This window comes from Arthrobacter sp. AL05 (genome assembly GCF_029960715.1).
In the GTDB taxonomy this organism is placed as follows: domain Bacteria; phylum Actinomycetota; class Actinomycetes; order Actinomycetales; family Micrococcaceae; genus Arthrobacter.
On the sequence record NZ_JASBRC010000001.1, the window covers coordinates 260,877 to 280,111 of the forward strand.

Annotated in this window: 21 protein-coding genes; 12 read left to right on the forward strand and 9 right to left on the reverse strand. The window is 65.8% G+C overall.

Annotated elements, in window-relative coordinates:
• The first annotated feature begins 204 nt into the window (after positions 1–204).
• Complete coding sequence (locus QK287_RS01250) at positions 205–456, forward strand: DUF2630 family protein (RefSeq protein WP_226775412.1); 252 nt, start codon at positions 205–207, stop codon at positions 454–456.
• Positions 457–518: 62 nt separating this feature from the next.
• Here the strand turns inward: QK287_RS01250 and QK287_RS01255 are convergent, their stop codons facing one another.
• Positions 519–1,235 (reverse strand): GAF and ANTAR domain-containing protein, encoded by a 717-nt coding sequence (locus QK287_RS01255; RefSeq protein WP_226775411.1) that lies wholly within the window; start codon positions 1,233–1,235, stop codon positions 519–521.
• Between the two features lie 523 nt (positions 1,236–1,758).
• Here QK287_RS01255 and QK287_RS01260 point away from each other — a divergent pair.
• From QK287_RS01260 to QK287_RS01270, 3 genes are read left to right on the forward strand one after another with little or no spacing between them, the layout of a single operon-like run.
• A complete protein-coding gene (locus tag QK287_RS01260; protein WP_226775410.1) occupies positions 1,759–2,076 on the forward strand; it encodes a DUF6221 family protein in 318 nt (105 codons plus the stop codon).
• A gap of 34 nt (positions 2,077–2,110) precedes the next feature.
• Positions 2,111–3,982, forward strand: a complete 1,872-nt coding sequence (locus QK287_RS01265) for a Na+/H+ antiporter (protein ID WP_226775409.1) — start codon at positions 2,111–2,113, stop codon at positions 3,980–3,982.
• On the forward strand, positions 3,960–4,661 hold the full coding sequence (locus QK287_RS01270; protein WP_226775408.1) for an NAD(P)-binding domain-containing protein: 702 nt from the start codon (positions 3,960–3,962) through the stop codon (positions 4,659–4,661). Before QK287_RS01265 ends, QK287_RS01270 begins: the two co-directional genes overlap by 23 nt.
• Before the next feature lie 30 nt (positions 4,662–4,691).
• Here QK287_RS01270 and QK287_RS01275 read toward each other — a convergent pair whose 3' ends face one another.
• On the reverse strand, positions 4,692–6,380 hold the full coding sequence (locus QK287_RS01275) for a long-chain-fatty-acid--CoA ligase (protein WP_282358777.1): 1,689 nt from the start codon (positions 6,378–6,380) through the stop codon (positions 4,692–4,694).
• A gap of 128 nt (positions 6,381–6,508) precedes the next feature.
• Here QK287_RS01275 and QK287_RS01280 point away from each other — a divergent pair, with 128 nt between their 5' ends.
• From QK287_RS01280 to QK287_RS01300, 5 genes are all read left to right on the forward strand, one after another.
• Positions 6,509–6,991, forward strand: a complete 483-nt coding sequence (locus QK287_RS01280) for a DUF202 domain-containing protein (RefSeq protein ID WP_282358779.1) — start codon at positions 6,509–6,511, stop codon at positions 6,989–6,991.
• 2 nt (positions 6,992–6,993) lie between these two features.
• Positions 6,994–7,338: a DUF202 domain-containing protein gene (locus QK287_RS01285; protein WP_226775406.1), complete on the forward strand. Its 345-nt coding sequence runs from the start codon at positions 6,994–6,996 to the stop codon at positions 7,336–7,338.
• Between the two features lie 98 nt (positions 7,339–7,436).
• On the forward strand, positions 7,437–8,009 hold the full coding sequence (locus QK287_RS01290) for a molybdenum cofactor biosysynthesis protein (protein ID WP_282358782.1): 573 nt from the start codon (positions 7,437–7,439) through the stop codon (positions 8,007–8,009).
• 88 nt (positions 8,010–8,097) lie between these two features.
• Positions 8,098–9,012, forward strand: a complete 915-nt coding sequence (locus QK287_RS01295) for an alpha/beta hydrolase (RefSeq protein WP_226775404.1) — start codon at positions 8,098–8,100, stop codon at positions 9,010–9,012.
• 436 nt (positions 9,013–9,448) lie between these two features.
• A complete protein-coding gene (locus QK287_RS01300; RefSeq protein ID WP_282358784.1) occupies positions 9,449–9,652 on the forward strand; it encodes a hypothetical protein in 204 nt (67 codons plus the stop codon).
• Positions 9,653–9,980: 328 nt separating this feature from the next.
• Here QK287_RS01300 and QK287_RS01305 read toward each other — a convergent pair whose 3' ends face one another.
• The 6 genes from QK287_RS01305 to QK287_RS01330 form a co-directional block, all read right to left on the reverse strand.
• A complete protein-coding gene (locus QK287_RS01305) occupies positions 9,981–10,361 on the reverse strand; it encodes a hypothetical protein (protein ID WP_282358786.1) in 381 nt (126 codons plus the stop codon).
• A gap of 14 nt (positions 10,362–10,375) precedes the next feature.
• The gene (locus QK287_RS01310; RefSeq protein ID WP_282358788.1) at positions 10,376–11,098 is read right to left on the reverse strand and encodes an SDR family NAD(P)-dependent oxidoreductase; all 723 of its coding nucleotides are present in this window, start codon (positions 11,096–11,098) and stop codon (positions 10,376–10,378) included.
• A gap of 19 nt (positions 11,099–11,117) precedes the next feature.
• Positions 11,118–11,882, reverse strand: a complete 765-nt coding sequence (locus QK287_RS01315) for an SDR family NAD(P)-dependent oxidoreductase (protein WP_282358790.1) — start codon at positions 11,880–11,882, stop codon at positions 11,118–11,120.
• Entirely contained in the window at positions 11,879–13,273 is a 1,395-nt protein-coding gene (locus QK287_RS01320) for an MFS transporter (protein ID WP_226775400.1), read from the reverse strand. Before QK287_RS01320 ends, QK287_RS01315 begins: the two co-directional genes overlap by 4 nt.
• Complete coding sequence (locus QK287_RS01325) at positions 13,273–14,160, reverse strand: polysaccharide deacetylase (protein ID WP_226775399.1); 888 nt, start codon at positions 14,158–14,160, stop codon at positions 13,273–13,275. Before QK287_RS01325 ends, QK287_RS01320 begins: the two co-directional genes overlap by 1 nt.
• A 68-nt stretch (positions 14,161–14,228) precedes the next feature.
• Complete coding sequence (locus tag QK287_RS01330; protein ID WP_226775398.1) at positions 14,229–15,245, reverse strand: asparaginase; 1,017 nt, start codon at positions 15,243–15,245, stop codon at positions 14,229–14,231.
• A 289-nt stretch (positions 15,246–15,534) separates the two neighbouring features.
• Between QK287_RS01330 and QK287_RS01335 the strand changes: the two genes are divergently transcribed.
• Entirely contained in the window at positions 15,535–16,560 is a 1,026-nt protein-coding gene (locus QK287_RS01335; protein WP_282358792.1) for a LacI family DNA-binding transcriptional regulator, read from the forward strand.
• Positions 16,561–16,620: 60 nt separating this feature from the next.
• Here QK287_RS01335 and QK287_RS01340 read toward each other — a convergent pair whose 3' ends face one another.
• Entirely contained in the window at positions 16,621–18,084 is a 1,464-nt protein-coding gene (locus QK287_RS01340) for a PucR family transcriptional regulator (RefSeq protein WP_226775396.1), read from the reverse strand.
• A gap of 120 nt (positions 18,085–18,204) precedes the next feature.
• On the opposite strand from QK287_RS01340, the gene pxpA reads away from it, so the two are divergent.
• Together pxpA and QK287_RS01350 are read left to right on the forward strand one after the other, a co-directional pair.
• Positions 18,205–18,960: a 5-oxoprolinase subunit PxpA gene (gene pxpA, locus QK287_RS01345; RefSeq protein WP_226775395.1), complete on the forward strand. Its 756-nt coding sequence runs from the start codon at positions 18,205–18,207 to the stop codon at positions 18,958–18,960.
• 35 nt (positions 18,961–18,995) lie between these two features.
• On the forward strand, positions 18,996–19,235 hold the full coding sequence (locus QK287_RS01350; RefSeq protein ID WP_226775394.1) for an acetyl-CoA carboxylase: 240 nt from the start codon (positions 18,996–18,998) through the stop codon (positions 19,233–19,235).

Sequence of the window (19,235 nt, forward strand, 5' to 3'; positions counted from 1 at the left end):
CCGGGTCCTCCACTCGGAGAGATTAATGCCTTACGGCATCCACTCTAAGAAGGCCCAAACTCATAAGCAAGCTGATTATGCTGGCGGCGGATGCCGGGCGGCGGCGGGCATCCGGATGAACCACCACCACACGACGGTCCTCTGGCCAGCCCACCAACACCTCGCTACTCTGGCACAAGGACAGCTACCCGAAAGAAGGCCGTTATGGACGAACAACACATCCTGAAGCGAATCTCAGCCCTGGTGGAAGAAGAGCAGACTCTCCGCGAGAAGGCGCCCTCATCTTCGGCGGATTACGAACACGGCCCGGAGCATGCCCGCCTCAAGGGCATCGAAGAGGACCTTGACCAGTGTTGGGACCTGCTGCGCCAGCGCCGGGCCAAGCGGCAGTATGGCGAAGATCCGGATGAGGCGCAGCCCCGCCCCACCAATCAAGTGGAAAACTACGACTCCTAGCTCCACGGCACACAGCCCCGGCGCGGTGAGCGTCCTGCGGGGTGATTGCGGCCCGGCCGGTCTCAGCCCTTGCTTGCCATTTCCCCGCTGACGGTTAAATTCTCGGCGACGTCGCGCAGCTTGATGTTCAACTCCGAACTGGCCCGCGAAAGGAGCAGGAAGGCCTGCTGGGCAGTGATCTTATAGCGCTCCATCAGGATTCCCTTGGCCTGTCCAATCAGGTCCCGGGTGTCAAGGGCCTGGGTGAGCTGGCTGACCTGCTGGCTACCGGCCAGCGCCACTGCCGCATGGGCTGCCACCATTGCCCCGATCCGCTCCGATTCGGCGTCGAAGGCGCCAGCCTCCCGACCAAAGAGGTTTAGGGCTCCGAGGTGGTTTCCGTTCACAAATAGCTGGAAGGAGAGCATACTTCTCGCCCCGAGCTTGAAGGCCGCCGCGGAGAAATCCGGCCAGCGCTGGTCCGTGCTGAGGTCTGGAACGCTGACAACCCGTTTGTCATAGGAGGCGTCCAGGCACGGCCCCTGCCCGGTCTCGCTCTGGAGCGCATCCACCCGGCGCGGAAGATCGCTGGAAGCGGCACGCGAGTCAATCTTCCGGCCGGGCGAGACGAGACTGACCGAAGCCTCGGCCGCGTGCGGCACCAGTTCCAGGGCCGCGTGCACCACGCCGGCCAGCATGGACTCGGGGTCGTCCTCGTGCTGGAGCGCGCGGGCGATGTCACCGAGCCGGACGGCAAGTGCCGCCGCGCTGATCGGAGAAATTCCGCGTGTACCGTCCATCCGATCACCGTTTTGCGCTACACCTAGCACCATCGTGGCGTACCTCATCTTGGCCGGGTAAATCCAATGTCTCTTCACTGTGAAATATACGCCTTTGCCGGACCTGGTCCCGTCGCCCGCCAGGAGACCCGCACCTTCCCGAATGGTAACCCGGAGTTAATCCGGGGGTGCGAGGCTGGTCTTGCCGCCCCTTTCGAGAGACGGACCCATCCGGCACGGCATACTCTCCAAGGAGCTGCAGATATGAACAGTCCAGAAGGCAATCCACCCAGTGGCCCCCCGAATGGGAACCCCAGCCAGGACCGGCCAGATGCCAGCAGCTCGCACATTCGCGAGGACGTAGCCATGACCGGCCGTTGCGGCAACGTGCACCTGCCCTCGGGCCGGACGTGCGTCCTGCCCGAACGGCATCAGGGTTCGTGCCGCTTCGTCGGCCCCGGGGACACCGGCCACCCGGCAGGTAACTAGCTGCCTCGGCGGGCGGGGCTGGTTGCCGGCCAAGGACGGCGCGTACGCTCACGATGTGGACATTGTCGAATTTTTGTCTGAGCGGATCAGCGAGGACGAGGCCGTGGCGCGGACCCTCCTCGGCGACCGGACCGTCTCGCAATCCGGCGCCTGGTACGAACAGCGCCTCTTGCTCGAATGCGAGGCGAAAAAACGCCTGATCCGAATCGTGGAATCAGCCCGCCAGGCGGCACTTGCAGCCCTGGTCAGCGCCCCGGCTCAGGACGCCGGCTGGATCCCGCAGTCCCTCGAATGGATGGAGCGCTCACTGAACGCCCTCGCCCTGCCGTACATCGACCACCCTGACTTCGAGCAGGACTGGCACCAAACCTAGGCTCTCCCCCGGCGGCGCCTGACAGAATGGCTCCATGGACGTTGCTCTTGGACTGATTGCGCTTGTGTCGGTGGTTTGCGCGGGCAGCGCACTGGGCCGGAAAATCAATGTGTCCGTTCCGCTGTTACTGGTGCTGGCGGGAGTGATCGGATCTTTCCTGCCGTTCGTACCGGACATCGAACTGAACCCCGAACTTGTCCTGGTGGGGTTGCTGCCGCCCCTGCTGTACGCCGCGGCCCTGCAGACCTCGCTGTTCGATTTTGGCTCCAACCGGCGGGCCATCGGCCTGCTTTCGGTCGGCTATGTCATCTTTGGCACGCTCGCCGTGGGCTTCGTTGTCTGGTGGCTGTTCCCCGAGATTCCGCTCGCTGCAGCGATTGCCCTGGGCGCCGTCGTCGCGCCACCGGACGCCGTCGCCGCCACTGCGATCGCGCGCAAGGTGGGCATGCCCCGCCGGATCGTTACGATCCTGGAAGGCGAGTCGCTGGTCAATGACGCGACCGCCTTGGTCTGTCTCCGGGCGGCTATCGCCGCCATTGCGGGAACCGTCTCCGCCGCGCAGGTGGCCGGCGGGTTTCTGCTCGCGGCCGGCGGCGGACTGGTGGCCGGGCTGGCAGCGGCTTACGTCCTGACGCAAGTGCGCAAACGGACCCGAAACGTCGCAATCAACACCTCCATTTCGCTGATGGCACCGTTTGTCGCGTACCTCCCGGCGGAGGCGATCCACGCCTCCGGCGTCCTCTCCGTCGTCGTCGCCGGCCTGGTGATGGGCACAAAGTCGCCGTCCATGCCCAACGGCGCCGCGCGGCTGAGCCAGCGCAGCAACTGGCACACGGCCCAGTTCCTGCTCGAGAATTCCGTGTTCTTGCTGATCGGCCTCCAGGTTCGGACCATCATTGACGGAGTCCAGGGCGATTCACTGGGGGCATCCCGGATCTGGGCAGGCTGTGCCGTGATTCTGCTGGCAGTGCTGCTGCTCCGTCCGGTCTGGGTGTTCCCGGTAACCTACCTGCCCCGGCTGATTCCTGCCATCCGCCGGAAGGATCCGTCCCCGCCGTGGCAACATGCAGCCATCGTCTCCTGGGCAGGTATGCGCGGTGTTGTTACGCTCGCCGCCGTGCTGGTGCTGCCGGCGGACCTGGAACACCGGTCAGTCCTGGTGCTTGCGGCCATGGTGGTGGTCGGCGGAACCCTGGCGTTGCAGGGCTTTACCCTTCCCGCGCTGGTCCGGCTGCTGGGGGTCCAAGGTCCGGACCAGCGCGAAGATGCCCTGAATCAGGCGTCCCTGATGCAGCTGGCCACGGCAGCCGGGGTGGAACGGCTGGCGGAAATCGGCACCGAGAACGATCCTCCGGAAGTCATGGCAATGCTTAAGCGCCGCACCCAGGAGCGCGGGCTGGCCGCCTGGGAACGGCTCGGCCGGCCGTCGGCGGAGACGGCGACACCGAGCCAGCGCTATGCGCATCTGCGCCTGGCCATGCTGGACGCTGAACGGACGAAAGTACTGGAACTGCGGCGCGGCGGCGCGTATCCGCATGAGGTCCTCAGTTCGGTCCTGGACCGGTTGGATGTTGAGGAATCGATGCTGGACGCTGCGGCGGAGGACTTGGACCTCTCCAGCGGCGGTGGCGAGGGAGTTGCCCAGCCCGGCGGGGTGTGCGATCACCTGGCATCCGCGCCGGACGCCGGCGCGCCGCGCAACCCGTTTTGCGCGGAGTGCGTCCGGGAAGGCACAACGCCGGTCCACCTCAGAATGTGCCTGAGCTGCGGCGCCGTGGGGTGCTGCGATTCGTCGCCCGGAACCCACGCCTCCCGGCATTACACCGCGACCGGCCATCCCGTCATGCGGAGCATCGAACCGGGTGAGGACTGGCGCTGGTGCTATGAGGACGACCTTCTGGGCTGAGCGAAATATCCTGCCCCCGTGCGGTGTTGGCTCTGACATGACAACAATCGGAATCATCGGTGCAGGACACATTGGCAGCCAGATTGCGCGCAAAGCGGTGCAGCTCGGCTACGACATCGTCATCAGCAACTCCCGCGGACCGGAAACCCTCACGGACCTCGTCGCGGAACTCGGCCCGCACGCCCGGGCCGCGACCCCGGCCGAGGCAGCAGCGGCGGGCGACTTCGCCGTCGTAACCGTACCGCTCAAAAACCTTGGGTCCGTTCCCGTGGAGCCGCTGGCGGGCAAGGTCGTGGTCGACACAAACAACTACTACTGGGAACGGGACGGCCATTTCCCGGCACTGGACAACGGGGAAGCCACCACGTCCGGGCTCCTGCAGGAACACCTGCCCGCCTCCAAGGTGGCCAAGGCCTTCAACCACATTATGTTCTCGCAGATCACCACCGACGGGGAGCCCGCCGGCACGCCCAACCGCCGCGCATTGGCCACGGCCAGCGATTTTCCCGAGGCTGCGGATCTGGTCACCCGGCTTTATGACGAATTCGGCTTCGACACGGTCAATATCGGCCCGTTGTCCGAGAGTTGGCGGGTGGAGCGGGACCGGCCTGCCTACGGCCAGCGGCAGAATGCCGCCGAGCTGGAAGAGAACCTGGCCCGGGCTCCGCGCACCGTCTAAGACCGCGGAAGCCTTCGGTGCGGGGGCAGGTCAGAGCATCGGTAAGACCTGCTCCCGCACCTGCTTGCGCAGGATCTTTCCGAGCATCGACCGCGGCATGTCCGGGATGGCAACGATCCGTTTGGGCACCTTGTAGCTCGCCAGGTGCTCACGGCAGTGCCCGCGGAGGGCGTCCTCGTCGAGCGTGGCCCCCGGCTCCAGTTCGACGGCGGCAACCACCATCTCGCCTCCCCGCTCGAGCGGCTTCCCAACGACGGCGGCGTCCTTGACGTCCGGATGAAGGCGCAGCACTGCCTCGGCTTCGGTGGGCGAGACGTTGAATCCGCCAGTGATGATGAGCTCCTTGGCCCGGTCAACGACTGTGGTGAAACCGTCCTCGTCCACGGTCACGACGTCGCCGGTTCGCAGCCACCCATCGGCGGTGAGTGTTTTCGCTGTTTCTTCCGGGTTGTTCCAGTAGCCCTGGAACACCTGCGGGCCTTTCAGCATCAGCTCCCCCGGCTGGCCCGGCGTTACTTCCACGGCAGGATCATCCAGGCTGACGACCTTCATCAGGGTCGATGGGAACGGCACGCCAATCGTGCCGTTGCGGCGTGTGGGGTGGAAGGGGTTGCCCAGCGCGACCGGTGAGGACTCGGTCATGCCGTAGCCTTCAACCAGCAGCCCGCCGGAGACCGACTCCCACAGTTCCACCACATGGTCGGGCAGGTTCATGGCACCGGAGATGCAGTATTTGCAGGACCGGAGCGAGATGCCCTTCTCCTTAGCGGCCATCGCTGTGCGCTCGTAGATCGGCGGCACCGCACAGTAGACCGTCGCAGGCGACTTCTTCATCGCAGCCAGGACCAGCTCCGGCTCGAATTTGGGGAACAGCACCAGCAGGCCTTGCTTGCGGATCCCGTAGGTCAGGTAGAGCGTCATGCCAAAGGCGTGAAACATGGGCAGGATCGCGTAGAACACTTCCTTGCGGTACTGCGCCCCATGCATCCACGCTTCGCCCTGCAAGGCGTTGGAGTAGAGGTTGAAGTGCGTCAGCATCGCGCCTTTTGGGCGGCCGGTGGTTCCCGAGGTGTACTGGATCGCGGCGAGGTCATCCACAGCGGGGCGGGGATGTCCCGGATCCAGCCTGCCGTGGCTCAGCAGATCCTTCCACGGCGTCGTTCCCGGGGCCGGTGCGGTCAGCGCGTCGCGGGACTCGCGCAGCTTTTTCACGGGCAGGTGCAGGGCAAAGCGCTTGACGGCGGGGAACGCCGCGAGGATGTTGACGGAGACGACGTGGTCGATCTCGATGTCGGACGGGAAGTCACGGATGGCCGCAGCGGCTTTGTCCCAGGTGATCACAACGCGCGCCTGGTGGTCTTCAAACTGGTGCCGGAGTTCCCGCGAGGTGTAGAGCGGGTTGTGCTCGACGACGACAGCCCCGAGGCGCAGCACCGCGTAGAACGCGACCACGTGCTGCGGGCAGTTCGGCAGGATCAGGGCTACCCGGTCGCCGGCGCGGACACCAAGCCGCCGCAGCCCCTCGGCGGCCCGGTCGACCTGTTCACCGAGTTCGGTGTAGCTGGTGCGGCGGCCGAAAAACTCCATCGCGGGTGCTGTCCCTGCCTCAGCCACGGACCGCTCCAGCATCGCGGAGAGGGACTCGGTGGGCAATTCAATCTCCGCAGGGACACCCGGCTGGTAGTTCTTCACCCAGGGCTGCTGGTCAGTGTGCTCCATGCTCACATCTTGCCGTTAACCGCCGTCCCCGGGAAATCTCGGCCCGGCACCTCCCGCCAACCATCCTTCGGGTCCGCAGGAGCGGCCGAGTGGGACTTTTTCCGTCCGGGTGACATCCTGAGGGCACTATGACCGCACACGAAGAGGCACCCAGCCCGTCTCCCCTCACCGGCAAGGCTCCCGGCGCCGCCCCAGCCGCGACCGGTTCTGAGGCCGCCGGGGCTGGTTCGGGCACGGACCGCAGCCGGCGCGGGCTGCTGGCCCGGGCCCTGGGCGGAGGGACCGACCCGGACCCCCGTTTCACGCTGGCTAACGAGCGCACGTTCCTGGCTTGGATCCGCACGTCGCTGGCGCTGGTAGCCGGCGGCATCGCCGTCGAAGCGTTCACGTCGGCGCTGTTCGGTCCGGAACTTCGAAAGTCCGTGGCCGTGCTCCTGCTTCTGCTGGGACTGTTGACCGGCGGCGGCTCCTTCTTCCGCTGGCTCAACGTCGAACGTGCCATGCGCCTGCAGGAACCGCTCCCGGCGCCGCTGCTCACCCCGCTCCTGGCGGTCGGCGGCGCCATCGTCGCTGCCGTGCTGATCGTCTTTGTGATCGTTCGGCCGGCCTAACCATGGCGACATCCAGGCCCGCCGCGGTGCATAACGATCCGGGGCTCCAGCCCGAGCGTACGGACCTTGCCTGGCGGCGGACCTCGTTCACGCTGATTACGGCGGCGTGCATCTTCCTGCGCTGGGTGCCGCACCATGGCTGGTTTGCCGGCACACTTGTGGCAGCGTCCCTGATCGTCGCCCTGGGCATCGCCATAACGCAGCGTCGCCGCTACCACCACCACGCCAGCGGCATCGCAGGAGCCGTGATGGTACCGAATTTCAGGGGCGCGGCGGCCATCGCCGGCAGCGTTGTGGTCCTCTCCGTCCTGGGAATCTACACAGTGCTGTTCCTGCCGCTGCCGTGAACGCGGCACCGCCTCCCACAATGGGCCGCGCAAAGCGGCAGCCGACCCGGCCGCCGGCACTGGGGCCCTGCCGCTGCCCGGGAGGATAGTTTGAGGCCATGATGGAAAGTTACAGGTACAACATCGAGGTCCTCCACCTCCTCGTGTCCCCCGCGCACGCCTACTTCGGCCGGGCCCGCGAGGGCGCAGCGGACGTCCCGACGACCGACGCGGACCGTGCCGAGCTGGTGACCGGCAAGGGAATTGTCGGCGACCGGTTCTTTGGCAAGGCCGCGCATATGGATGCCGCGGTCACCCTTATGGCGGTCGAGGCTCTCGAAGCGATGGCCACGGAGCTGGGCACCGGCGCCTTCGACCCGCTCCTGACCCGGCGCAATGTGGTCCTCCGCGGCGCCCAGCTGGCTCCGCTGCTGGGCGGGGAATTCGGCATCGAATCGCGGGGACACCTGGTGCGGCTCCGGGCCGGGCGGCCTGCCCACCCCTGCGCCTGGATGGACCAGATGCTCGCGCCGGGAGCCCACGCGGCGATGCGCGGGCGCGGCGGGGTGAGATGCCAGCCTCTTTCGGACGGCCTGCTGCACCGCGGACCCGCCGTGCTGATCAGCCCCGTGCCCCTGGATCCCGGGCAGGCGGGCACCCCGAGTGCGCTCCGACCGTCGCGGCTGCCCTAGCCGGGGTGGCGGCCGGCGCAGCCGTGACGCCGGTCCGGGACCGCTGCGGCTACGAATCACTTTCTGAAACCACAAACAGAAGGTGACGATGAGTGTTCAGCAGGAAACCGCTCCCTCGGGGGCCGCGACGCTGCGGCGGAGCATCCTTGGGACCGAGCTGGGCCCCTGCACGGTAAGGGTCCAGCACGGCACCGATGGTCTCCGCCCGGCAACCGGCACCCCGGATGTCTACCTCCACGGGGCCGCGGGATCATGGACGACGTTCCTGCCGCTGCTTTCCCGGGCGCCGGCCCATGACCGGGTGCTCATTGATTTGCCGGGCTGGGGAGATTCCACGAGCGGCTGCCGGCCGGAGCGATTCAGCATCGAGGCGATGGCACGCGCCGTCACCGAGGTTCTGGACTCGCTCGGCTACCAGCGGTGGAACCTGGTGGGACACTCGATGGGAGGCTTCCTGGCCTTGCACGTTGCCGCGACGTCGCCGGAGCGGACAGCCAGCGTTGCCACCATCTCGGCCACCACCTTCGGTGTGGCCGGCGCGGCCCGGCGGCCACTGCGGTCCCTGTTCCGGTTCCCGGCATTTGTTGGCATGCTCACGGTGATGCGGGCCATGGCGGCCCTCGGCCCGGCCGGATCCGCACTGATCCGCGCCGTCGGCACCACACCGGTCATGCGGCCGCTGTTGGCACCCTTCTTCGCAGACCCCGCAGCCATCTCCCCGCAGGTCATTCGCGGATTGGGCCTGGACGCCCGACCGGCCAGCTTCCTGGCGGCTGCCCGGGCCGCGGCCCGCTACGATTTTTCCCAGTGGCGCGGCATCAGTTGCCCGGTGCTGGCCCTCCGGGGCGACCGGGATGTCTTTACGCCGGCATCGGACCTGATCCGGCTGGCCGCCGTTATCCCGCATATCCAGCCTGCCACGGTCCCGGACTGCGGCCACTTCGCCAACATCGAGCGTCCGGAGTACGTGCAAGCCCTGCTCGATGACCTGCGCCGCCCCTAAGCCGGCCGCCACCGACGACGACGCGGCTGCCGCCGAACCGACTCGCCGGGAAGGGGCATGATCAGGGCACCGCTGAATCCTGGTAGCTTCACGTTTTTTCCCGATGATTGGCCGGCCCCTGCCGGATCGCACTGTGATCAGTCTCACCCTGCAATATTGGCCATCCGGCTTGAGACTCCAGCCCGGCACTGTGCATCATAAAAGGGCACGGCAGGGGCCTCCAACGTCCCGCCGGGCCAGCCCGCTGACCGCGCCGACTCCGGCGCCGAAGTGAATCAGGGGCGACGGTTTTACCCATCCTGGTGGACGCAATGAAGCCAAACCGGTGAGCTCGCAGAGCCGCCCGACGGTCTACGGCGTTCCTGGTGTGGCCGCACGGCGGCTCCGCAACGTTGCGGCAGCCGGACATCCGGAACATGAATGGAAGCACTGAACAATGACGTTTGAAACTGCCAACTCTGTCACCCACAAGCTCTGGGACCGCTCCAACATGCACAGCGAACTGGACGCCCTGGTGCACGATCTCTCGGTCCGCCACAAGACGCCCAAAAGCAGCATCGCGGTGCACGCCAGCGGGCCCAACACCTTTACGCTCAGCCTGAACCACGGCGCAGCCAACACCGAAACGGTCAATCTGTAGCAGCAACAACTGACGACGGCGGGAGGCCTCAACCTCCCGCCGTCGTCAGTTAAGCTCTCATCCCCTACGCCGCTTCCTGGAGCTCGAAAGAGGACGAGGTACTCACCGGCGGGCCCGCCTCGGTGGCCCGACAGCTGGCCCAAGACGTCCCAGCGGGCGCTGCAATTACGGAACCATTCAGTCAAGGTCGACTGCGTCGCGGCCGGGCAGCCGGTCTCCCGGACAGCCGTGAACTTCATCCTCCAAGGGCCGGGATACCCAGGATTTCCGCTCCCCCCGCTTGAGTCCAGGCAGACCGGCAACTCCCGGCCCAGAACACCTAGGGCACTTAACCCGGGCCGGCTCCGTTGACCGACGCAGTGGCACGTTCCTGCGATAGTCGGTGCCCAAGGGCCAGGACGCGTACGGAAATGTCCGCCGCATCCCGTCCCGGGAGACCGGTTGAGAGGTCAGGCAGTTCCAGGGACCGCGCGCCGGTGGCGCCCCGCAGGACAGCTCTCCAGAGCATTTCCACCGTCGAGACGGTTTCGATGGCACCTGTCGGCCCCGACACCAGCCACCCCCCGCTGGTGGCAGCCACCTTGGAGGCCCCGGCCCAGGACCGGCAGGCATCGTTGACCGTTTGGGCGACGATCAGGTGTTGCCGGATCGTTCTCTCCGGGCCCAGTACGGGATCTGCTACGACAGTTTGTCCGCATGCACCACACATAGAATCTTCCCTTTCTAGGGCATAACGTCACCGGAATTTGGTCCCAACGTCTGGCCGACATACAGGTTGCCGCCCGGATCGCTCGCGAGAAGCAACGCAGTGGGCGCTACCTCGGCCGGGAGCCCGAAGCGCAGCAACGGGAGTTCGGCACGCTTGGCGGCTTTCCACTCCGCTGAAATTCCTTCCACCAACGGCGTTTCGATGGGCCCCGGGGCGATGCTGTTGACCAGCACATTGTCGCCGGCGGTTTCCAGGGCCAGGGCCTTGGTCAGCCCCACCACCCCAGCCTTGGCTGCACTGTAGTGGCTGAGCCCGGTTCCGCCCTTGATGGCCAGCTGGGAGGCGATGTTGATGATGCGGCCCCACTTCTGCTGCCGCATCTCCGCCACGACTTCGCGGCAGCAGAGGAAGACCCCGGTCAGGTCAACGGAAACCGTTTCGTTCCACATGGCCAGGGTCATGTCTTCCAGCCGCGATTCGGTCAGCAGGCCCGCGCTGTTGACGAGAATGTCGATGCTGCCGAGCTGCGAACGCGCCGCCGCAAAAGCGGCTTTTACGCTTGCTTCATCTGAGACGTCGACGGCGACTGTTCCCGCCGCGCCGGACCGGTCCAGGACAGCCACTCTGTCTCCATTGGCGGCAAAGGCTTCGGCGATGGCCTTGCCGATGCCGCTGGCTCCGCCCGTAACCACCACAGCCCGGCCTGACGCTCTGGGTGAGGTGTCAGTGTTGTTCATGCTTTCCCTCCAATACCAATCAGGCACGCATCTTGATGGTGAGACCGCCGTCGACGATCAGCGACTGGCCGGTAACGTAAACAGCGTCATCGGAGGTCAGGAAGCCGATCACGCTGGCAACCTCTTCCGGCCGGCCGACCCGGCCCCAGGGGATCTCCCGTCCGGCACGCTGCAGGCCGTCGGGTCCCAGCGAATTCACCGGGTCCAGGGACTGGGGCGTCTCAATCAGCCCGGGGATGACGGCGTTGGCGCGGATGCCGCGCGGCCCCAGCTCCGCGGCCACGCTGCGGATCAACCCGAGCACACCGGCCTTGGCGGCCGCGTAGTGGGCATGTTCTTCCCACCCGTAGACGCCGCCGGCAATCGACGACACCGCAACCATTGCTCCGCCGTCGGTCATTCTTGCGGACCCGGCCCGCAGGGTTCGCAGCACGCCGGTGAGGTCGACGTCGAGCATGTCGTGCCAGCGCTCGTCGGTCATTTGGCCCAGGGGCGAGTTGCGCAGGACTCCCGCGTTGGCCACCGCGTAGTCCAGCCGGCCATACTCCTGGACCGCGCGTTCGGCGAACGCATCGACGGAAGGGGTGCTGCGGACATCCACTTCGTGGATGACGCCCGCACCCCCTGCCGCATGCACCAAGCGGAGGGTTTCCTGCGGGTCGTGCGGGTCGCCGGGAAAGGTTCCGATAACCGACCGCACCCCGTGTCCGGCGTAGTAGACGGCAAGCGCGCGTCCGATTCCGCTGGCCGCCCCGGTGATTATCGCGACCTTTCCCGCGCTCATGCTCCGACCTCGTGCGGGTGGTCCTCCATCAAGGCCTCCGTTGGCGGCTTAGCGGCGATCATCAGGAGGCCGGAAACCAGCGTTCCCAGCGCACCCACCCAGACGGCTGCGGTGCCGGTCCCGCTTCCGGCGGCAATTGCGGTGAAGATGGCCCCGCCGATGATGGTGCCCGGCTGGCTCATGGCGCCGATGAAAGCGGTGCCGGTGGCTCGGCAACTGACGGGGTAGCACTCAGCCATAAAGTACTGGATCGCAGCGTACGGGCCGACAAGGAAGAACAGGCCGGCGCCGTAGGTGAGGATGATCATGAACGGGCTCGTGGCGATGGGGCTGAGCATGATCGTGAAGGAAATGCCGGAGAGGATCCAGCCGCCGATGATGGTCCGCTTGCGCCCAATCTTGTCCCCGAGCCAGCCGTGGAAGACGTAGCCGAAGTACGCCAGCAGGTTGATCACGATGAGCATCCAGAAAGCGTCGGAGAGTTCCACGCCCTTCGCGTTTTTCAGGACGGAAGTGCCGAGGACACTGAAGATGGTGATGCCGAAAAAGTTTACGATCCAGGCCAGGGAGAACACGATGGTGTTCCGGCGCAGCTGCGGCTCCCAGATCCGCTTGAGCGGTGCCGCGGAAGAGTGTTCGACGCCGTAGGCGTGGGCCAAGGAGTGGGCGTCGGCGGACTTGCCGCTCTTCTCCAGTTCGGTCAGTTTGTGGTGCAGTTCAAACTGGGGGGTCTCCTTGAGCTTCCGGGCGATGACCCACACAATGATGGCTGCCGGAACGGTGGCCATCAGGTAGAGGGCACGCCAGCCGAGGGTCGGCAGGAAGGCCAGGGCGAGGGCACTGGCGAGCAGGAAGCCCAGCGGCCAGCCGCCCTGGATGAAGGAGTAGTGGAAGCCGGGGCGCTTGCGCTTATCGGCGACCTCGGTCACCTGGTAGACCTCGTTCATGTACGTCGCGTTGACGGCCTGTTCCGAGAATCCGAGCCCACCGAAGGAACGGACCAGGACCAGCAGCCCGTTGCTCAGAAACGGGATGCCAGTCGGAATCAGAGCCGTCAGGCCGGAGACGACGGCGGTGCCGCCGACGGTGACCATCATGCCTTTGCGACGGCCGAGCCGGTCAATAACAGGTCCGATCCCGAAAGCAACGACTGCGGTGCCGACAGCGATCCAGGTGTTGATCGCGTAGGCTTCGGGTGCCGTCCAGCCGAACTCCTCCTGCATGGCCGGCAAGAGGGTGCCGAAGAGCCCGTAGTCGAAGACGGCCACGGTCCAGGCGAGCAGGGCAAGAACGGTGGCTGTGGTGGTGTGGCGCTTGGAGAAGACCGGGAAACGGCGCTTCTCATCGGGTGCGGGTTGCGTCAGATCGACGGCAGGCTGCTGGATGGTCATTACTGGTTTTCCTTTCGGGGGCTGCGGGTGAGGAAGGAGTCCGCGATCTGGTCGAATGTGTGCCAGCTGACGCCCTCGTGGGAGTTGATGTGTTCGATGAGGCGTTCGAGCATCAGCAGGACCTGGGGCCGGCCGGAGACGTCCGGATGGATGGTCATGGTGAAGACCGCCTGGTCCATTTCGCGGTAGACCCAATCAAACTGGTCCTTCCACATCTGTTCGATGTCCCGGGGGCTGACGAAGCCGTGCGAGTTTGGCGATGCCTTGATGAACATCATGGGAGGCAGGTCATCGAGGTACCAGTTGGCCGGGATCTCCACGAGGTCGGTTTCGCGCCCCCGGACCAGCGGTTCCATCCAGGTTTCGGCGTCTTTGGTGTAGTCGATCTTCTTCCAGCTGTCGCCGACCCTGACGTAATAGGGCTCAAAGTCGCGGTGCATCAGGGAGTGGTCGTATTTGATCCCGCGTTCCAGGAGGATCTCATTGGTAACCCCGGAGAATTCCCACCAGGGTGCGACATAGCCTGTGGGACGGCGGCCGGAGACCTTTTCGATGAGTTCGATGGACCGGTCCAGGATGGCCGTCTCCTGCTCGCGGGTCATGGCGATGGGGTTCTCGTGCGAGTACCCGTGCACGCCGATTTCGTGGCCTGCGTCCACGATCATCCGGGTCAGCTCCGGGAATGTCTCGATCGAGTGACCGGGCACGAACCAGGTGGCGGGAAGTCCGTACTTCTCAAAAAGACGGATGAGGCGCGGGCCGCCGACTTCCCCGCTGAACAGGCCCCGGGAGATATCACACGGGGAGTCTTCGCCGCCGTAGGAACCGAGCATTCCGGCAACGGCGTCCACGTCGACGCCGAACGCGACTTGGATGTCCTTAGTCATGAGATCAACCTTTCACTGCGCTTTTTCTTGGGTTTTGGTTATTGGGGTTTGGTTCGGTGCGGTAACTGTCAAGGGACCTTGCCCCGGAGGGCGAAGGTGTCCGCAATGCGGTGCTGGGGAGTACCGAGCCTGAGCAGCAGGCTGAGCAGGACCAGGGACTGGGATGGCCTGAGCAGGCCGGAGGAAATGGCGCCTGCGGCACGCAGATCTTCACCGCCGCCGTCGCCGTACCTGGGCACAACGGCGCCGGCCTCCACCCTCGTGCTCGTCACCACCACGACGCCGGCCGCGCTGGCGTCCGCTACTGCCCGGCACATCGTGCGGTTGGCATTGCCAGTACCCGTCCCCTGGAGCACTATGCCCGCCGCCCCGGCCTGGAGGCTGGCCCGCAACAGGGTCGAGTCGGACCCGGGGTAAGCGGCGATGAGGTCCACGCGGGGTGAACCGGCCGCCGCTCCCGGCAAGGGAAACGGGTCGTATGCGGGCCGGGCACGGTCGAGGCTGACGTCACCTGAACCGGATACCGATCCTGCCGTGCCGAAGTCCGGGTTGGCGAAGGCATCGAGCCTCGTTGTGTGGCTCTTCCGGACTCCCGCCGCGGGGTAGATGGTCCCCGCGAAGGCGAGCAGTACGCCTTTTCCACGCGCCTGCGGGGAGCCGGCGACTGCAATCGCGCGGGCGAGATTGTCGGGACCGTCCGGTGCCTGGGAGTCGGCGGGGTGCTGCGCTCCGGTAAAGACGACGGGCCGGGGATCATCGTGGGTGAGGTCCATCAGGTAGGCGGTCTCCTCCATGGTGTCCGTCCCGTGGGTGACCACAATTCCCAGAACCTGCGGGTGAGCAAGGGCCTGCCGGACCTTGGCGCAGATGGCGATCATGTCCTCAACCGTCAGCAGGTACGAACCTTTCCGGAAAACATCCACCACACGGACCGGATGCCGGGCCGGAATCCCCATGCCGGCGAACACCTGCTCGCCCGTGTCCGACGCCACAGCGGCACCCCCGGCCTCGGCCGCGCGGGAAGAAATTGTTCCTCCTGTGGCCAACAGCACCACGTGGGGGCCCTGCAGATCTGTGACAGTCATTTCCACTCCGTTAGTTAAGCGCCTGATGCCTGAAGCGCACCCAATCGATTGGGTAGTTGGCTAAAAAGTTATCGCCGCGATGTTTCGGCTAAATGCTTCCGGGTGTTTCGAGGGTGTAAACACTGCGCAGCCTGATTCCGGCCTGCTCGGTACCCAATCGATTGGGTTAGCCGGTGAGATGACTATAGAATGTGATGTGCGGCACGTCAAGAGCTCACGAAGCAGGGATCCGCACGTTTTCGGGCAGTCTTGGTGATGACGTCTTTATGAGCCGAGCCAGGGGGAAAGAATGAACGAAGCCGCAGGCGATGGCCGGGCCGTCACGCTGAAGGATCTTGCCAACGAGCTCGGGATCCACCCGTCGACGGTGTCCCGGATCCTGCACTCGGGCACTGACGTTGCGCGGGGGGCCGCCTCCGTGGCGACGGCCGAGCGGGTGCGTGATCTGGCGCGGAAGCGCGGCTACTCCCCCGACCCCCAGGCGGCTGGCCTCCGGACACGGCGGACCCGGCTCATGGGCGTAATCGTTCCCCGGCTTTCGGACCTTGTCCTGGCAATCATGTACGAGGGCATCGACGAGGCCGCGGCGGAACTGGGCTATTCGACATTTGTGATGAACTCGCGCGATGACCCTGAGGAACAGCGACGCAAGACGGACACCATGCTCGCCCGGCGGGTGGACGGGCTGATCATCGGTGACGCTCATTTGGACACTGGGCTGCTGGTGGAAATGACCGACCGGAAGGTGCCGTTTGTGCTGATGAACCGCCGCGTCCCGGGCTACCCGGCGGCTACCTGCGACGACGTCCTGGGCGGGGAGCTTGTGGCCGAGCACCTGTGGAAGACCGGGCACCGGAATGTCGCGGTGATCGCCGGCGAGCCGTACGCCAGCACGGCTGTCGACCGGACGGCCGGTTTCGTCGACCGCTGGCGTTCGCTGGGGGGAAAGCTGCCCGGGAACGCCGTGGTGTGGTCCCGGTTCGATACTGCCGGGGGCCGTGAAGCGGCCGAGACCATCCTGACGCACTGCCGTCCCCGCCCGACGGCGCTTTTCGCCGTGAATGACTTCGCCGCGATCGGGGCCATGGGAGCGCTGCGGTCCCATGGCCTCACCGTCGGTACCGATGTGGCAGTGGTCGGCTTTAATGACACGTCACTGGCCGCGGAGCTGCCCATTCCACTGTCCTCCGTCCGCTCGCCCATGCTGGATATCGGACGTACGGCGGTGCAGCTGCTAAAGGGGGTGCTCGACGGCGCACACGTCGAGTCCGTGAAGCTGGTGCCGACCTTGTGCGTCCGGGAAAGCAGCGCCTAAACCAGCGCAGAAACGACTCGCCAACGGTGCGGGGTCGTCCGCGCGGCCGTCGTCGCCGGACTAGACGAGCTTTGCGTCGAGCTGCAAAGAGGCAACGATGCTGAGGGCGAGCATGCAGGTGGCCCGGACCTCTCCGTCGGACAAATCCAGCTGCAGGAGCGCCTCGATCTTCCGCAGCCTGTAGCTGAGGGTGTTTCGGTGGATAAAAAGCTCATCGCAGATCCTGGCGGAATTTCCGCTGTGGCGGAGGTAGGCGTCGAAGGTCTCGTGCAGGGCGCCACCACCATCGGCGGCCAAGGGTGCCAGAAGCCGCTGGCACATTGCCACCAGACCAGGGCTGGGCAGCCCCTGCACTATGCCGGCGAGATCGGCCGGCGGCGCGTGATGGACCCCGGGCCGCCCCATCTGACGCCGGGCCAGCTGCAGAGTCAGCGGCAGTTCGCCAAGGCTCGCGGACTCCGCGACGATGACGGACAATTCCGGGGCATCCACAAAGAACTCACTGACGGCAGCGAGCAGATCAGCAGGTCCGTGCCGATGCTGCAGCAGCAATGTGGTGAGCCCGGACTCCTCCATAAACCTGACCGTGCCATAGGCGCCCTGCAAGCCCACCCGGGCCCGCCAGGCGATGGCACGAAGCCTGGCGGGCGCCACCTCGCCGGAACTTCCGACCAGCACAGTGTCCCAGCCGCCGTCGGGATCGCAGCCGGATTCGAGGGCATAGCGTCGCAGCGGGGTAGAAGGATCACCGCGATCCTCGTAGAGGGCCTCCATAAACCGCGCGGCTTCGACGGAATGCAGTGGCGAATGCGACCCGAGTGTATAACTCAGCTGCATTCCAATGACGGCAGCCACCGGACCCAGGATCGGCTGCAGGACGATATTGCTCCCGATACCCTCAATGGCCAGCCGGAATTGAGCGGATTCACCGCTGGGCAGCCGAAGCGCGGTCCGGGTGGTCCCGCCATGAGCCGTGCCCGCGGCAACGAGCTCGAAGGCATTTTGATCGATCACCGCTACCCTGGCGTCGACGGCGTCCGCCACCCGCTCCAAAACCTCGGCCAGGGAATGCCCGTCGGCGGCCAACCGGGTGCATTCATCCGCCAGCTCCCAGCCCTTGCGCAACTCCTCGTAGCGCTCGGCGGCGATCACCCGGTCCACGTGGCGCATGATCAGCACAAACGGCACTTCCGGCGGGAGTTCCAGCAGTGGCAAGCCATGGGTCTCGCAGGCCCGGACCAGGCCGACCGGCAGCTCGCGGTGCGCGGCGCCCAGCCCAAACGCCAGTCCGGAGACCGGGACGGCGACCAGCCGTTCCACGTAGGCGTCCCAGATCCTGAAGTCTGTAACGTTCAGGCCCATCCCGTTGGTCAGCACCAGGGCATTCACGCTGAGGAACGGCGTGGGGTCCATGTGCTCGGTAGGGGCGCACCAGGTGATGGGCCTGGCCAGCCGTCCGGCGCCGCCCGGAACACGCAGGCGGATGTTGAGGTCGGGATCTCCGACCAGGTCTGAAATTCGCAAGGATCCTCCAGGAACGGCAGGCTCAAGATCTTTGGCTAGTGCGGTAAGCATAAGTGAGGGAATCAAATTCAGCGAGCTGCACAATATCCGTGAGCCCCGATGCTGAGTAGCGTTGCACCCATGCAAAGCAATGTGACTCCCGACACCCCCGCTTACCCGCCAGGCCGGGTGCTGCTGAACTCCGACATGGGCGAAGGCGTGGGCCTCCACGAGTTCGGCAACGACGAAGAACTTATGCGGATCATCGACGTCGCCAATGTGGCCTGCGGCTACCACGCGGGCGATCCGGACGTGATGAACCGGACCGTTGCGCTGGCCGCAGAGCACGGCGTGGCCGTCGGTGCGCACCCTGGCCTCCCTGACCTGGTCGGATTCGGACGCCGCCGTATGACCATGAGCCCCGGTGAAGTCGAGTCGATCATCCTCTACCAGACCGGTGCCCTGGCTGCGTTCCTCGCAAAGCACGGGCTGGAACTAAACCACATCAAGCCCCATGGCGCCCTGTACGGAATGCTGGCCGGCGACGAGGAACTGATGCAGGCCGCCGCCGGAACCGCTTCGCAGTTCGGCGTCCCCTTTTTCGGACTTGCAGGGACGGCCCACGAAACCGTGTGCCGGGCCATGGGCGTCGAGTTCGTGCCCGAACTCTACGTTGACCTCAATTACGGTCCGTCCGGGGAGCTGCTGATCCAACGCCGCCCGGCTCCGACCGACCCCGACGCCGCCGCCGAGCGGGTGCGCGGGGCGCTGGCCGGACGGCCCGTCCTGGCCGTTGACGGAACCGAACTGGACATCACCTTCCGCAGCGTCTGCGTCCACTCCGACGCGCCCAACTCCGTTGCAGTGGCCGGCGCCGTTCGTGCGGTCCTGGCCTGAACCGCAGTATCCAACTTCCCGAAAGAGAGCACCCCGTGGCAACCATCATTTCCCCGCTTCCCGGCATCTTCTACCGCAAGCCCGGTCCGGGCAAGCCGCCCTTCGCCAATGAGGGCGACACCATCGAGGTAGGACAAACCCTGGGCATTATCGAGATCATGAAGCAGTTCACCGAAATCCAGTCCGATGTCGCCGGAACACTGGAATCCTTTGAAGTCAAGGAAGGCGACATGGTCAACCCGGGCGACGCCGTCGTTATCATCCGGGAGGGATAG

Bases quoted from the DNA above. Each gene is read 5' to 3' on its own strand.
- QK287_RS01305 (WP_282358786.1), bottom strand. From the start codon at position 10,361: ATGTGTGGTGCATGCGGACAAACTGTCGTAGCAGATCCCGTACTGGGC.
- QK287_RS01320 (WP_226775400.1), bottom strand. From the start codon at position 13,273: ATGACCATCCAGCAGCCTGCCGTCGATCTGACGCAACCCGCACCCGAT.
- QK287_RS01300 (WP_282358784.1), top strand. From the start codon at position 9,449: ATGACGTTTGAAACTGCCAACTCTGTCACCCACAAGCTCTGGGACCGC.
- QK287_RS01275 (WP_282358777.1), bottom strand. From the start codon at position 6,380: ATGGAGCACACTGACCAGCAGCCCTGGGTGAAGAACTACCAGCCGGGT.
- QK287_RS01255 (WP_226775411.1), bottom strand. From the start codon at position 1,235: ATGGACGGTACACGCGGAATTTCTCCGATCAGCGCGGCGGCACTTGCC.
- QK287_RS01250 (WP_226775412.1), top strand. From the start codon at position 205: ATGGACGAACAACACATCCTGAAGCGAATCTCAGCCCTGGTGGAAGAA.
- QK287_RS01325 (WP_226775399.1), bottom strand. From the start codon at position 14,160: ATGACTAAGGACATCCAAGTCGCGTTCGGCGTCGACGTGGACGCCGTT.
- QK287_RS01330 (WP_226775398.1), bottom strand. From the start codon at position 15,245: ATGACTGTCACAGATCTGCAGGGCCCCCACGTGGTGCTGTTGGCCACA.
- QK287_RS01315 (WP_282358790.1), bottom strand. From the start codon at position 11,882: ATGAGCGCGGGAAAGGTCGCGATAATCACCGGGGCGGCCAGCGGAATC.
- QK287_RS01285 (WP_226775406.1), top strand. From the start codon at position 6,994: ATGGCGACATCCAGGCCCGCCGCGGTGCATAACGATCCGGGGCTCCAG.
- pxpA (WP_226775395.1), top strand. From the start codon at position 18,205: ATGCAAAGCAATGTGACTCCCGACACCCCCGCTTACCCGCCAGGCCGG.
- QK287_RS01310 (WP_282358788.1), bottom strand. From the start codon at position 11,098: ATGAACAACACTGACACCTCACCCAGAGCGTCAGGCCGGGCTGTGGTG.
- QK287_RS01270 (WP_226775408.1), top strand. From the start codon at position 3,960: ATGAGGACGACCTTCTGGGCTGAGCGAAATATCCTGCCCCCGTGCGGT.
- QK287_RS01295 (WP_226775404.1), top strand. From the start codon at position 8,098: ATGAGTGTTCAGCAGGAAACCGCTCCCTCGGGGGCCGCGACGCTGCGG.
- QK287_RS01265 (WP_226775409.1), top strand. From the start codon at position 2,111: ATGGACGTTGCTCTTGGACTGATTGCGCTTGTGTCGGTGGTTTGCGCG.
- QK287_RS01280 (WP_282358779.1), top strand. From the start codon at position 6,509: ATGACCGCACACGAAGAGGCACCCAGCCCGTCTCCCCTCACCGGCAAG.
- QK287_RS01290 (WP_282358782.1), top strand. From the start codon at position 7,437: ATGATGGAAAGTTACAGGTACAACATCGAGGTCCTCCACCTCCTCGTG.
- QK287_RS01335 (WP_282358792.1), top strand. From the start codon at position 15,535: ATGAACGAAGCCGCAGGCGATGGCCGGGCCGTCACGCTGAAGGATCTT.